The organism is Mesorhizobium sp. WSM1343 (assembly GCF_055901535.1).
In genome coordinates this window covers 816,620-828,859 of sequence record NZ_CM148370.1, presented here as the reverse complement: position 1 = coordinate 828,859, position 12,240 = coordinate 816,620, and the positions used below count along the sequence as shown (strand labels likewise).

The window sequence follows — 12,240 nt, the reverse complement described above, 5'->3', positions numbered from 1 at the left end:
TTCAGCCCGGCCACATCTCGTGCGAGGTGTTGAGCGTCTTCATCAGCGGATGGTCGCGCAGCCGCGCCCACAGGCGTTCAATGTTCGGCCATGCCGTCCGCGCGCTGTCGATGTCGGGATGCCAGGCCACCAGCATGACCAGATAGATGTCGGCCAGCGACATCCGGTCGCCGACCAGCCAGTCACGGCCTTCAAGCGCGGCATCCAGAACGGCAAAGCCACGGTCCATCTCGGCCACGGCTGCCTGCTTGACCGCCTTGGTGCCTTCGGGATCGGCAGTGTAGCGGTATGCGTAGTAGAAACGCAGCACCGCCGGATAGAGCACCGACGACATGAAGGCCATCCAGCGCAGGAAATCGGCGCGGGCAGGCGCGTCTGCTGCCGGCGCCAAATTGGCATCGGGATGACGCTCGGCAAGCAGGATGCAGATCGCCGCCGATTCCGTCATCGAGCTTCCGTCCGGCAAGGTCAGCACCGGCACCTGGTTCAACGGACTGATGTCGAGGAAGGCGGGGTCGGGCCGGTCGGTCTTCGGCACGTCGATCTGCTCGAACTGTGCATTCGCCAACGCCAGCGCTGCCTCGACGACGAAGCCGCCGCTGCCAGGACGGGTGTAAAGCTTGTACATGAAATTCTCCCCCGGCCGCGCAAAGCAGGCCGGGGCGATATGAACCGGAAGCGGTGCCGCGCTCAAGCCGCCGATGGCGGCCACGCGCGTTTTTTCAGCGGGCCAGCTTGGACGCGAAGGAGCGTCGGACTACGATCCCAGCCCCTCGAACAGGATTGTCGACAGATAGCGCTCGGCGAAGGACGGGATGACCACCACAAGATTTTTGCCCTTGTTCTCCGGCCGCGAGCCGACGACGATGGCCGCCTGCAGGGCGGCGCCCGAAGAGATGCCGACCGGCACGCCTTCGAGGCGGGCGACGAGGCGGGCATTGGCCACCGAATCCTCGTTCGACACCTTGACGATCTCGTCATAGATCGTCGTGTCGAGGATCTTGGGCGCAAAACCGGCGCCGATGCCCTGGATCTTGTGCGGGCCGGGCTGGCCGCCCGACAGAACCGGCGAGGAGTCGGGCTCGACGGCGACGACATGCACGGAGGGCTTGCGCTTCTTCAGCACCTGGCCGACGCCGGTGATTGTGCCGCCGGTGCCGATGCCGGCGACGAAGATATCGACCTCGCCATGCGTATCGTTCCAGATTTCCTCGGCCGTCGTCGTGCGGTGGATTTCCGGATTGGCCGGGTTCTCGAACTGCTGCGGGATGATCGCATTGGGGATCGTCGCTGCCAGTTCGTCGGCCTTGGCGATGGCGCCCTTCATACCTTTCGGACCCTCGGTCAGCACCAACTCGGCGCCGAGCAGCGCCAGCATTTTCCGGCGCTCGACCGACATTGTTTCGGGCATCGTCAGGATCAGCTTGTAGCCCTTGGCCGCGGCGGCGAAGGCAAGCGCGATGCCGGTGTTGCCCGACGTCGGTTCGATCAGCGTTGTCTTGCCGGGAGAAATCTTGCCTGATGCCTCAAGCGCCTCGATCATCGCCACGCCAATGCGGTCCTTGACCGAGGCGATCGGATTGAAGAATTCGAGCTTGGCGATGAGATTGGCGACGATGCCCTTTTCCCTGGCGAACTTGTCGAGCCGCACCAGGGGCGTGTCGCCGATCGTATCGGTGATCGAATTGTAGACGCGGCCGCGACCGGGCACACGGGCTGTGACGGGCTTGTTCATTGGTTTCGCTCCCAGAATTTCAGGCGAGTAAGGATTTCAGGCAGTGGAATTGCAGCCGGCAAGATAGGGCCTTCGGTCGCGCAAGATAGACTGTCGGCTGAAAATATCCGAGTGGGACCTGTGTCTAAAACCGTGCCGTCCCGGAAAAGCATTTCTCGCAAAGGCCTGTTTGCGAAATGCTTTGGCCGAAAGCTCTCTATTGCCGAGCGGCAATCGCTGCAGCAGCACCGACCATGAAGCCGGCCGCCGTGCGGTTCAGCGCCTTGAGCGCGCGGGGCGATTTCAGAAACCAGCGCGCCTTGGCCGCCAGCGCCAGATACGGCACCAGCACCACCAACAGCACGACAACGGTCAGCGCGACGAGGATGCCGTAATCCGCCAGCGTGATGGTTTTCAGGTCGACGATGGTCGGCGTGATCGCGAGATAGAAGATCATCGTCTTCGGATTGCCGAGGGTAACGGTCAGGCCGGCGGCAAAGCTCGACAGCAAGCCGCCCTTGCCTTTTCCGGCCTCGACGGTCTCGGGCGTGATGCCGCTGTTCCAGAAGCGCCAGCCGAGAAAGGCGAGATAGGCGACGCCGAGCCATTTGATGGCCAGGAAAACCATGCCGAAGGATTGTGCGACGAAGGCGAGGCCAAGCACCACGGCGGTCAGATAGGTGATGTCGCCAACCATCAGGCCAAACGACATCGCCAGCGACGATCGGAAGCCTGAGCCGAGCGCACGGGCGACCAGCGCGGTGATGCCGGGACCAGGAATCGCGGCGGCGATGCCGAGGGCCGCACTATAGGCGAGGAATCCGGTAAGGGTCATGGCACTGGTCTCGGATCAGAGCGTTTTATTGCATGGGACAGGCCAAGATTGAATTCCCTGGGGCCGGATTCTATTGCACCAGATATCGAGGGCTCGCCTTACGAAGCCCCCTCATCCGGCCGCTTCGCGGCCACCTTCTCCCCGAGGGGAGAAGAGACGGGCGCCAGCGTCTGCCGACTCCTCCTCGGGGAGAGGTCGGATTGTCCCGAATTGCTCTTCGCAATTCGGTTGGCAATCCGGGTGAGGGGGCCTGCGTTACCTGAGCAGATCAGGACGGACCGTCGCCATGGGTGACACGCCAGATCGTGCCGTTGCCGTCCTCGCTGACGATCAGCGCACCGTCGCTCGCAATCGCCACGCCGACCGGCCGGCCCCAGACCTCACCGTTGGAAACGACGAAGCCGGTGATGAAATCCTCATACGCGCCGGTCGGCTTGCCGTCCTTGAACAGCAACCGCACCACCTTGTAGCCGGTCCGGTTGCCGCGGTTCCATGACCCGTGCAGAGCGACGAAAGCATCGCCCTTGTATTCAGCTGGAAAGCTCTTCCCCTCGTAGAAGGCGATGGTGAGCGGCGCCGAATGCGCCTGCATCAGCACATCGGGAACGGTCGTTTTGCCGGCAAGATCGGGGCGCTCACCCTTGTGGCGCGGATCCTCATTGTTGCCGATATAGTACCAGGGCCAGCCATAGAAAGCACCCTCCTTGACCACGGTCGCGTATTCGGGCGGCACATTGTCGCCAAGCGCATCGCGTTCGTTGACGACGCACCACAGCGCGCCGGTCGCCGGCTGCACAGTCATACCCGAGCAGTTGCGCAAGCCGGCGGCAAAGATGCGGCCGTTCTTGCCATCGGGATCGAAGGCCAGCACGTCGGCGCGGCCGTCTTCAGAACCCCAGGCTGCACCCAGCGGCTGCGATTTCGCCCAGGCATCGAGTCCGCCTTTCGGCTCCCGGCCCATGTCCTCGGCGACATTCGATCCCGAGCCGACCGAAAGGTAAAGCGTCTTGCCGTCCGGCGAGAAGGCGATATCGCGGGTCCAGTGATGACTGGCGGGGATGTTGCCGACGATGGTTTCCGGGTCGCCGGAGGCCTTCAGGTCGCCATTGCGGTAGGCAAAGCGCACGATGCTGTCGCTGTTGGCGACATAGACCCATTGCGGGTCAGCGCCCGGCGGATAGAAGGCAATGCCATAGGGCCGGTTGAGATTGCCGGCAAAGATGCCGTCCTGCGCCGGCTTCGCACTGCCTTCGGCGAGGCGATAGATGCGGACCTGGTTGGCTTTGCTGTCGGCGACGAACAGGTCGCCATTCGGTGCGACGCGCACGACGCGTGGATTGTCGATGCCCGATGCAACCAGCTCGGCCGAGAAACCCGGCGGCAGTTGCAGCTTCGCGTCTGCCGGCATGTCCGCGATGCCGGCGCTGTTCGAGGTCGACCGGGTGGCATTGGGCTTGGGCAGATCATCCGGTCTGATCAGGCGGCGTGTGCCCGGCTTGTCCGCTCGCCAGTCGCCGAAGGCGGCCGCGCCTTTCAGCACCGGCTCGTCCGCCTGCTGGGCGAATGAAGCGGTCGAGACAAACAGTGCGGCGGAAAGTGCGGGGCCGGCAAAACGCATCATTCGGTCCTCCAATGTTCGGGCGTGAAAACAGGAACGACCGGTTTCGTCGATCGTTCCACGGCACACGATGAGGTGAAGGAAGCTTGCGGTTTTCCGGTTCAGGTCCCGGCGGCGTAGAAATCGTCGTCGAGGCGTTTTTCCAACTCGACGAGGTCAGCCGGCAGCGGCAGGCCCATGGCGCGCATTTCCCGTAGCTTTTCGCGCAGCTGCTCCTGGATCTCGTGCTGGTCTTCCGGCTGGTTGACCATCTCCTCCAGCAGCAGGCTGATCCGGGCCTTGAATTCTTCGAGCGCCATCGTCGTCTCCTCGGTTGGATCAGCTCAGCGCAGCATGCGTGAAATCAGCTGCGCCGTATAGTCGACCATTGGGACGATGCGCGCGTAATTCAGCCGGGTCGGGCCGATGACGCCGAGCGCGCCGACGACGCGGGCATCCTTGTCGCGATAGGGGGCGACGACCAGCGACGAGCCCGACAGCGAAAACAGCTTGTTTTCCGAGCCGATGAAGATGCGCACACCCGAGCCCTGCTCGGCGAGGTCAAGCAGCTGGATAAGCCCGTCCTGCGTCTCCATGTCCTCGAACAGATGGCGCAGCAGCTCGATGTCGGCCTGGGCGGTGACGTTTTCAAGCAGATTGGCACGCCCGCGCACGATGAGCCGTGCCGGCAGGCCGCTGTCGGCACCGGCCCACACCGCCAGCCCCTTCTCCACCAGGTCCTGCGACAGCGTGTCGAGCGCGGCCCTGGTTTCTTCCTTGATGCGAGCGATCTCGATCCGCGCCTCGGCAAGCGTGCGGCCGCGTATATGGGCGTTGAGGAAATTCGAGGCCTCGTGCAGTTGCGAGACGGTGATGCCGGCGGGCAGGTCGACGACGCGGTTCTCGACGTCGCCATTCTGCGACACCAGCACCGCCAGCGCCTTGGTCGGTTCGAGCTGGATGAATTCGATGTGCTTCAGCGCCACCTCGTTCTTGGCGGCCAGCACCAGGCCGGCGCCGCGCGACATGCCCGACAGCATCTGGCTGGCCTCGGTCAGCATGTGCTCCAGCGTCGCACCGGAACCGGACGCCCGCACCTGTGCCTCGATGGCGCGGCGCTCCTCGTCGGAAAGGTCGCCAAGCTCCATGAAGGCATCGACGAAGAAACGCAGGCCGGCCTGCGTCGGCAGCCGGCCGGCCGAAATGTGCGGCGCGTAGATCAGGCCGAGATGCTCGAGGTCGCTCATCACGTTGCGGATGGTCGCCGGCGACAGTGAAGACGGCAGGATACGCGACAGGCTGCGCGATCCCACCGGTTCACCGTCCCTGAGATAGGAATCGACGATGCGCCGGAAGATGTCGCGGGAACGCATGTCGAGCGCCTGGAATACTGGCGACTGAAGCGCGGGCGACTGCGAACTCGGATCGACTGCCTTGGTCATACGGCCAAAAACCTCCGGCCCAAGGATACAGACTTACACCGCACCCGCGCAACCCGGTGTCTGTGTCCGATCGTCAGGCCATTTTCCTTTGCGCCACGCGTCCCATGCGGTTACAAGCCGGCCAAGATTCCGAAAAAATGACAAGAAAGCAGCCCTGAATGCGCCCTTCCAAACGCCAATTCGACGAAATGCGTGCCATCTCCTTCGAGCGTGGCGTCTCCAAGCATGCCGAAGGCTCATGCCTGGTGAAGTTCGGCGACACGCATGTCCTGTGCACGGCCAGCCTCGAGGAAAAAGTGCCGGGTTGGATGCGCAACTCCGGCAAGGGCTGGGTGACGGCGGAATACGGCATGCTGCCGCGCTCGACCGGCGAGCGCATGCGCCGTGAGGCTTCGGCCGGCAAGCAGGGCGGCCGCACGCTGGAAATCCAGCGGCTGATCGGCCGCTCCTTGCGCGCCGTGGTCGATTTGCAGGCGCTGGGCGAACAGCAGATCACCGTCGACTGCGACGTCATCCAGGCCGATGGCGGCACCCGCACCGCCTCGATCACCGGCGGCTGGGTGGCGCTGTATGACTGCCTGCGCTGGATGGAAGCGCGCCAGATGGCCAGCGTCGCCAAGGTGCTGAAGGATCATGTCGCTGCGATCTCCTGCGGCATCCATGACGGCCAGCCGGTCATCGACCTCGACTATATCGAGGATTCCGCGGCCGGCACCGACGCCAATTTCGTCATGACAGGCAAGGGTGGCATCGTCGAGATCCAGGGCACCGCCGAGGGCGAGCCTTTCTCCGAGGAGCAGTTCGCGGACCTGATGGGCCTGGCCAAGAAAGGCATCCAGCGCCTGGTGAGTTTGCAGCAGATGGCAGTGGCTTAGTTTTTTAGATGTCGAGCCTGAGCGCCCCCCTCTGGCCTGCCGGCCATCTCCCCCACAAGTGGGGAGATCGGATGTCGTCTAGGGCTTCGCCAATCTCCGGCGTTGTAGGGTGCGCGACAATGCAGAAGCTGCCAATCTCCCCACCTGAGGGGGAGATGGCCGGCAGGCCAGAGGGGGGCGCCTCGTGACACCCTCCGCCATCCTGGAATCGGCCCTCTACGTCACAGACCTGCCCGCCGCCGAAACCTTCTACACCGACATCCTCGGCCTCAATCTCCTCGGCAAGGTCGACGGCAGGCACCTGTTCTTCCGCTGCGGCCCCGGCGTGCTGCTCGTCTTCAACGCCGAGGCAACCAAAATCCCGCCGGCGCCCGGCGCGAGGCTGCCGGTGCCACCGCACGGCGCGGTCGGCCAAGGTCATCTCTGCTTTACGGCGACCGCCGATGAAATCGCCGGCTGGAAAGCCCATCTGGAGGCAAAGAAGATCGCCATCGAGAGCGAATTCGAGTGGCCGCAGGGCGGCCGTTCGATCTATATACGCGACCCCTCGGGCAATTCGATCGAATTTGCCGAGCCAAGAATCTGGGGCCTTTGATGCATTCTCTCGATGGCAAGAAGATCGTCGTCGCCAGCCATAATGAGGGCAAGCTGCGCGAATTCGCCGACCTGATGGGACCGTTCGGCTTCGAAGCGAAGTCGGCCAGGGAGTATGGCCTGCCGGAGCCGGACGAGACCGGCACCACCTTCGAGGAGAACGCCTACATCAAGGCGCTCGCCGCCGCCAAGGCGACCGGCCTGCCGGCGCTGTCGGACGATTCCGGCCTGTGCGTCGACGCGCTTGACGGCGCGCCCGGCGTCTACACCGCCAACTGGGCCGAAACCCCGGACGGTTCGCGTGACTTCGGCATGGCCATGCAACGCACCGAAGTGGCGCTGCAGGAAGTCGGAGCGGCCTTGCCGCAACAGCGCAAGGGACGCTTTGTCGCCGTCATCTGCCTGGCGTTTCCCGACGGCGAGGCGGAATATTATCGCGGCGAGGCCGAAGGCACGCTGGTCTGGCCACCGCGCGGCGAGCTCGGCTTCGGCTATGATCCTGTGTTCCTGCCCGATGGCTTCGAAAAAACCTTCGGCGAAATGAGCGCCGAGGAAAAGCATGGCTGGAAGCCCGGCCAGCCGACGGCGCTGTCGCACCGCGCCCGCGCCTTCCAGAAATTCGCCAAGGCGAGATTGGGCTCGGCATGAGCATGCTGCTCGACCGGACGCCCGGCTTCGGCGTCTATGTCCACTGGCCGTTCTGCGCGGCCAAATGCCCCTATTGCGACTTCAACAGCCATGTCCGCCACCAGCCGGTCGACCAGGAGCGCTTTGCCGCCGCCTTCGAGGCCGAACTGGCGACGATGCGCGAGCGCACCGGGCCGCGCGAGGTGACCAGCGTTTTTCTAGGCGGCGGCACGCCCTCGCTGATGGAGCCGGAAACCGTGGCCAGGGTTCTGGACGCCGTGGCGAAGAACTGGACTGTGCCTGCCGGCATCGAGGTGACGCTGGAGGCCAATCCGTCCTCGGTCGAGGCCGAGCGCTTTCGCGGCTATCGGGCAGCCGGGGTCAATCGCGTGTCGCTCGGCGTGCAGGCGCTGAACGACAAGGATTTGCGCTTCCTCGGCCGTTTGCACAATGTCGAACAGGCCCTGCACGCCATCGGCTTCGCGCGAGAAATATTCCCAAGGCTGTCCTTCGACCTGATCTACGCCCGCCCCGGCCAGACGCCGGAGGCTTGGGCATCGGAGCTGGAACAGGCGATCGGCCATGCCGCCGACCATCTGTCGCTCTACCAGTTGACCATCGAGGAAGGCACGCCCTTCCACGCGCTGCATGCGGCAAAGAAATTCGTCATCCCCGACAACGACCATGCCGCCGACCTCTATGCGCTGACGCAGGAGATCACCACGGCGCACGGCCTGCCGGCCTACGAGATTTCCAACCACGCCAGGCCGGGCGCCGAGAGCCGGCACAACCTGACCTACTGGCGCTATGGCGAATATGTCGGCGTCGGGCCGGGCGCGCATGGCCGCTTCGTCGAGAACGGCCGCCGCACGGTGACAATCGCCGAGCGGATGCCGGAAACCTGGGCCAATCTGGTCGAGGCCAAGGGCCATGGCGTCACCGGCGGCGAGATCCTGACGCGTTCGGAAGAGGCCGACGAATTCCTGCTGATGGGCCTGCGGCTGGCCGAAGGCATCGACCTCGCCCGCTACGAGGCGTTCTCCGGGCGCGGCCTGTCGAGCGAGCGGTTGTCGATGCTGCAGGGCGAAGGGCTGGTGGCGCCGATCGGCAATGCGCGCCTGCGTGCCACGGCCGCCGGCATGATCGTGCTCGACGCGGTGGTCGCCGATCTGGCGCGCTAACCCTTGAAGAACGTCCTTTTCGTCTGCAGCCAGAACCGCTTGCGCAGCCCGACCGCCGAACAGGTGTTTTCAACGCGCCGCGATATCGAGGTGGCCTCGGCCGGAACCAACCACGATGCCGACACGCCGCTGACGCATGAGCTGGTCGCTTGGGCCGACATCATCTTCGTCATGGAAAAGGCGCACCGCACCAAGCTGCAGAAGAAATTCAAGGCCAGCCTGAAGAAGGTGCGTGTGATCTGCCTCGACATACCTGACAATTATGAATTCATGGATCTGGAGTTGATTGGCCTTCTGAAGGCGCGCGTTTCGCGGTATCTCGGTTGAGACGTCATCCGCGAAGGCCACCTTGATGAACCTGACCGTATCCTCCTGGCAATTCTGGGCATTGCTCTCGGCTGCATTCGCTGCCCTGACGGCGATCTTCGCCAAGGTCGGCATCGAGAACATCAATTCCGATTTCGCCACCTTCATCCGCACGATCATCATCCTGATCGTGCTCGGTGCCATCCTGCTCGCCAGCGGCCAGTTCCAGTCGCCGGCTACGATCTCGGGAAAGACCTGGGCTTTCCTCGCCCTGTCCGGTCTGGCGACCGGCGCTTCATGGCTCTGCTATTTTCGCGCCCTGAAGATCGGCAATGCGGCGCAGGTGGCGCCGATCGACAAGCTAAGCGTCGTGCTTGTGGCGGTGTTTGGCGCGGCCTTTCTCGGCGAGCGGTTGTCCGGAGCGAACTGGCTTGGCGTCGCCCTTATCGCGGCGGGTGCTGTGCTGGTCGCCTATCGAGGGTAGTTGCGCGCCATGGCGTGCGTTCTTCGTTTCAAGACGGGTGATGAAGATATCGAAGCGATTGGGCATCGTCCGGTCAGTGCTCCGTCGTGCTGTCGGGTTTGTTGTCGGAAAGGCTGACGTTCGTCGGCAAGGTGCTGGCGACGCGCTCTTCGGTCAGGCTGTGCTCGGTCTTGGCAGACGGGCGCTTGTCCCTGGGGGTGGCAACGCGGTTGCGGCCGGCATAGTAGGGTTCGAAAGCGTCTTGTATCTTGAGGCTGTCCATCCTGTCCTCCTCCGGAATCAGGGGGCTAATCTGCCAACGCCGGTTTGGTTCCCCACTGTGGCAAAGGAAAGGCGAATTCCTTACATCGGCGTCGGCTTTTGCAAGCCCGCGTCAGCCGTGCCAAACAGGGTCGAACGGAGACTTGATCAGTGACCGCAGAGACGGGTAAGCGCAGCTATGTGGTCGGGCAGACCGAGATCGCGGCCCGGCCGCTGGAACCGGCGCTCTATCTGGTGGCGACGCCGATCGGCAATCTCGCCGACATCACGCTGCGCGCGCTGGAGACGCTGGCCGCCGCCGACATCGTCGCTTGCGAAGACACACGGGTGTCGCGCGTGCTGCTCGACCGTTATGGCATCCGCCGCCGCACCACAGCCTATCATGAGCATAATGCAGGCGAGGCCGGGCCGAAGCTGATCGCGGCGCTGCAGGCTGGACAGAGCGTGGCGCTGATCTCCGATGCCGGCACGCCGCTGGTGTCCGATCCCGGCTACCGGCTGGTCGGCGAGGCGCTCGACCACGGCATTCGCGTCGTGCCTATCCCCGGCCCATCGGCGCCGCTCGCGGCGTTGACCGCATCCGGCCTGCCCTCCGATGCCTTCATGTTCGCCGGATTTTTACCGGTGAAGACCGGGCAGCGGCTGACGCGGCTGGAGGCACTGAAAGCCGTGCCGGCGACATTGATTTTCTTCGAATCGCCGCGCCGGCTGGCCGAATCCCTCGGTGCCATGGTCGAAGCGCTGGGCGGCGAGCGCAAGGCCGCGATCGGCAGGGAATTGACCAAGACCTTCGAGGAGATGCGAACCGGCACGCTGCAGGCGCTGGCCGACCACTATGCCGCGGCCGATACGCCGAAGGGCGAGATCGTCGTCTGCGTCGCTCCGGCCGAGGCCAGGGTCGACGAACCCGCCGACATCGACCGTCTGCTTCTGTCGCTTGCCGCCGAAATGCCGGCCTCCAAGGCGGCGGCGGAAGCCGCGAAGATGACCGGCGGCCAGAAACAGGCGCTGTACCGGCGATTGCTGGAGCTCAAGGAAGCTTCGGGAGAAAGCGGCGGTGGCTGAACGCCCGAGCGCCAGCCGCCAGAAAGCCTATCGGCGCGGCCATCGCGGCGAATGGCTGGCGTCGGTAGCGCTGATGCTGAAAGGCTATCGCATTCTCGCCCGCCGCCACCGCACGCGCTTCGGCGAGATCGACCTGATCGCGCGGCGCGGCGACCTGGTGCTGTTCGTCGAGGTCAAGGCGCGCCGGTCGCTGATGGAAGCCATGGAGGCGATCGGTCACGAATCGGAGCGTCGCATAGAAGGCGCGGCCGACATCTGGCTCTCGCGCCAAGCGGACTACGGCAGGCTGTCGATGCGCTTCGACATGGTCGCCGTGCTGCCCTGGCGCTGGCCGGTGCATGTCGAGAACGCGTTTTATGGGAAGAGTTAGAGGGGGCAGCCCTCCTTCATTCGTCATCCACGGGCGGAGCCCGTGGATGACGAAGCGTGAGGGCCGCTACGCGGAACACTCCTCACCCCCAGATCATCAACGCCACCAACCCGACACCGCCCACCACCAGCCGCCACCAGCCGAACAGCGAGTAACCTTTGCGCGAGACGTAATCGAGCAGGAAGCGCACGACGATGAGCGCCGTGACGAAGGCGGCGACGAAGCCGACGGCGATGATCGGCAGGTCGGCGCTGCTCAGCACGTTGCGGTTCTTGAACAGGTCGAAGGCGAAGGCGCCGACCATGGTCGGGATTGCAAGGAAGAAGGAAAATTCAGCGGCCGCGCGCTTATCGACGCCCAAAAGCAGGGCGCCGACGATGGTCGAGCCCGAACGCGATGTGCCGGGAATGAGCGACAGGCACTGGAAAAGCCCGATCTGCAGGTAAAGCCGGGTCGGGAAGCGCTCGACGTCGCGATAAACCGGCTTGAGGTTCATGCGGTCGACCACCAGCAGCACGACGCCGCCGATGATCAGCATGATGCAGATCAGCCTTGGCGATTCGAACAGCACCGTCTTGATGAAATCATGCGCCAGCGCGCCGATGAATGCCGCCGGCAGGAAGGCGATGAGGATGCCGATGACGAAATGCCTGGTCAGTCGGTCGTGCGGCAGTTCGAGCAGCATTTTCCAGAGGCGGCGGAAATAAACGCTGAGGATCGCCAGGATGGCGCCGAGCTGGATCAGGATCTCGAAGGCCTTGCCGGTCGAGTGGAAGCCGAGGAAATGGCCAGCGAGCAGGATATGGCCGGTCGAGGACACCGGTATGAACTCGGTCAGCCCCTCCAGCAGGCCGAGCAGCAGGGCTTCGACGATGGTCTGGCTTTCCAT

16 protein-coding genes are annotated in these 12,240 nt (G+C 64.2%); 8 read left to right on the top strand and 8 right to left on the bottom strand.

The features are described from left to right. Position 1: 1 nt before the first annotated feature. The 6 genes from AC0NIL_RS03920 to hrcA form a co-directional block, all read right to left on the bottom strand. Positions 2-628: a glutathione S-transferase family protein gene (locus AC0NIL_RS03920; protein ID WP_024502187.1), complete on the bottom strand. Its 627-nt coding sequence runs from the start codon at positions 626-628 to the stop codon at positions 2-4. A gap of 129 nt (positions 629-757) precedes the next feature. Then, positions 758-1,735, bottom strand: a complete 978-nt coding sequence (gene cysK, locus AC0NIL_RS03915) for a cysteine synthase A (RefSeq protein ID WP_027161213.1) — start codon at positions 1,733-1,735, stop codon at positions 758-760. Positions 1,736-1,931: 196 nt separating this feature from the next. Further along, positions 1,932-2,549: a LysE family translocator gene (locus AC0NIL_RS03910; protein ID WP_013528636.1), complete on the bottom strand. Its 618-nt coding sequence runs from the start codon at positions 2,547-2,549 to the stop codon at positions 1,932-1,934. A 268-nt stretch (positions 2,550-2,817) separates the two neighbouring features. Further along, a complete protein-coding gene (locus AC0NIL_RS03905) occupies positions 2,818-4,170 on the bottom strand; it encodes a PQQ-dependent sugar dehydrogenase (protein WP_082827514.1) in 1,353 nt (450 codons plus the stop codon). 98 nt (positions 4,171-4,268) lie between these two features. Further along, entirely contained in the window at positions 4,269-4,466 is a 198-nt protein-coding gene (locus AC0NIL_RS03900; RefSeq protein ID WP_013528634.1) for a hypothetical protein, read from the bottom strand. Between the two features lie 24 nt (positions 4,467-4,490). Beyond that, positions 4,491-5,588 (bottom strand): heat-inducible transcriptional repressor HrcA, encoded by a 1,098-nt coding sequence (gene hrcA, locus AC0NIL_RS03895; RefSeq protein ID WP_027161211.1) that lies wholly within the window; start codon positions 5,586-5,588, stop codon positions 4,491-4,493. A gap of 158 nt (positions 5,589-5,746) precedes the next feature. On the opposite strand from hrcA, the gene rph reads away from it, so the two are divergent. From rph to AC0NIL_RS03865, 6 genes are all read left to right on the top strand, one after another. After that, the gene (gene rph, locus AC0NIL_RS03890; RefSeq protein ID WP_013528632.1) at positions 5,747-6,463 is read left to right on the top strand and encodes a ribonuclease PH; all 717 of its coding nucleotides are present in this window, start codon (positions 5,747-5,749) and stop codon (positions 6,461-6,463) included. 184 nt (positions 6,464-6,647) lie between these two features. Continuing rightward, positions 6,648-7,058: a VOC family protein gene (locus AC0NIL_RS03885; protein WP_027161210.1), complete on the top strand. Its 411-nt coding sequence runs from the start codon at positions 6,648-6,650 to the stop codon at positions 7,056-7,058. Then, positions 7,058-7,705: an RdgB/HAM1 family non-canonical purine NTP pyrophosphatase gene (gene rdgB / locus AC0NIL_RS03880; RefSeq protein ID WP_275953344.1), complete on the top strand. Its 648-nt coding sequence runs from the start codon at positions 7,058-7,060 to the stop codon at positions 7,703-7,705. The genes AC0NIL_RS03885 and rdgB overlap by 1 nt, the downstream gene beginning before the upstream one ends. Continuing rightward, positions 7,702-8,865, top strand: a complete 1,164-nt coding sequence (hemW, locus tag AC0NIL_RS03875) for a radical SAM family heme chaperone HemW (protein WP_275953343.1) — start codon at positions 7,702-7,704, stop codon at positions 8,863-8,865. The genes rdgB and hemW overlap by 4 nt, the downstream gene beginning before the upstream one ends. A 3-nt stretch (positions 8,866-8,868) precedes the next feature. Further along, positions 8,869-9,192, top strand: coding sequence for a low molecular weight protein tyrosine phosphatase family protein (locus AC0NIL_RS03870; RefSeq protein WP_275953342.1), 324 nt, complete (start codon positions 8,869-8,871; stop codon positions 9,190-9,192). A gap of 25 nt (positions 9,193-9,217) precedes the next feature. Continuing rightward, positions 9,218-9,655, top strand: a complete 438-nt coding sequence (locus tag AC0NIL_RS03865) for an EamA family transporter (protein ID WP_013528627.1) — start codon at positions 9,218-9,220, stop codon at positions 9,653-9,655. Positions 9,656-9,728: 73 nt separating this feature from the next. On the opposite strand, the gene AC0NIL_RS03860 is transcribed toward AC0NIL_RS03865, so the two are convergent. Beyond that, positions 9,729-9,917: a hypothetical protein gene (locus AC0NIL_RS03860; RefSeq protein WP_013528626.1), complete on the bottom strand. Its 189-nt coding sequence runs from the start codon at positions 9,915-9,917 to the stop codon at positions 9,729-9,731. Positions 9,918-10,066: 149 nt separating this feature from the next. Between AC0NIL_RS03860 and rsmI the strand changes: the two genes are divergently transcribed. Then, positions 10,067-10,981, top strand: a complete 915-nt coding sequence (gene rsmI, locus AC0NIL_RS03855) for a 16S rRNA (cytidine(1402)-2'-O)-methyltransferase (RefSeq protein ID WP_275953341.1) — start codon at positions 10,067-10,069, stop codon at positions 10,979-10,981. After that, positions 10,974-11,351, top strand: coding sequence for a YraN family protein (locus tag AC0NIL_RS03850; protein ID WP_024502180.1), 378 nt, complete (start codon positions 10,974-10,976; stop codon positions 11,349-11,351). The genes rsmI and AC0NIL_RS03850 overlap by 8 nt, the downstream gene beginning before the upstream one ends. An 82-nt stretch (positions 11,352-11,433) precedes the next feature. On the opposite strand, the gene AC0NIL_RS03845 is transcribed toward AC0NIL_RS03850, so the two are convergent. Then, entirely contained in the window at positions 11,434-12,240 is an 807-nt protein-coding gene (locus AC0NIL_RS03845) for an undecaprenyl-diphosphate phosphatase (RefSeq protein ID WP_013528623.1), read from the bottom strand.

Bases quoted from the DNA above. Each gene is read 5' to 3' on its own strand.
- AC0NIL_RS03845 (WP_013528623.1), bottom strand. From the start codon at position 12,240: ATGGAAAGCCAGACCATCGTCGAAGCCCTGCTGCTCGGCCTGCTGGAG.
- AC0NIL_RS03920 (WP_024502187.1), bottom strand. From the start codon at position 628: ATGTACAAGCTTTACACCCGTCCTGGCAGCGGCGGCTTCGTCGTCGAG.
- cysK (WP_027161213.1), bottom strand. From the start codon at position 1,735: ATGAACAAGCCCGTCACAGCCCGTGTGCCCGGTCGCGGCCGCGTCTAC.
- hemW (WP_275953343.1), top strand. From the start codon at position 7,702: ATGAGCATGCTGCTCGACCGGACGCCCGGCTTCGGCGTCTATGTCCAC.
- AC0NIL_RS03900 (WP_013528634.1), bottom strand. From the start codon at position 4,466: ATGGCGCTCGAAGAATTCAAGGCCCGGATCAGCCTGCTGCTGGAGGAG.
- AC0NIL_RS03910 (WP_013528636.1), bottom strand. From the start codon at position 2,549: ATGACCCTTACCGGATTCCTCGCCTATAGTGCGGCCCTCGGCATCGCC.
- hrcA (WP_027161211.1), bottom strand. From the start codon at position 5,588: ATGACCAAGGCAGTCGATCCGAGTTCGCAGTCGCCCGCGCTTCAGTCG.
- rph (WP_013528632.1), top strand. From the start codon at position 5,747: ATGCGCCCTTCCAAACGCCAATTCGACGAAATGCGTGCCATCTCCTTC.
- rdgB (WP_275953344.1), top strand. From the start codon at position 7,058: ATGCATTCTCTCGATGGCAAGAAGATCGTCGTCGCCAGCCATAATGAG.
- AC0NIL_RS03905 (WP_082827514.1), bottom strand. From the start codon at position 4,170: ATGATGCGTTTTGCCGGCCCCGCACTTTCCGCCGCACTGTTTGTCTCG.
- AC0NIL_RS03860 (WP_013528626.1), bottom strand. From the start codon at position 9,917: ATGGACAGCCTCAAGATACAAGACGCTTTCGAACCCTACTATGCCGGC.
- AC0NIL_RS03865 (WP_013528627.1), top strand. From the start codon at position 9,218: ATGAACCTGACCGTATCCTCCTGGCAATTCTGGGCATTGCTCTCGGCT.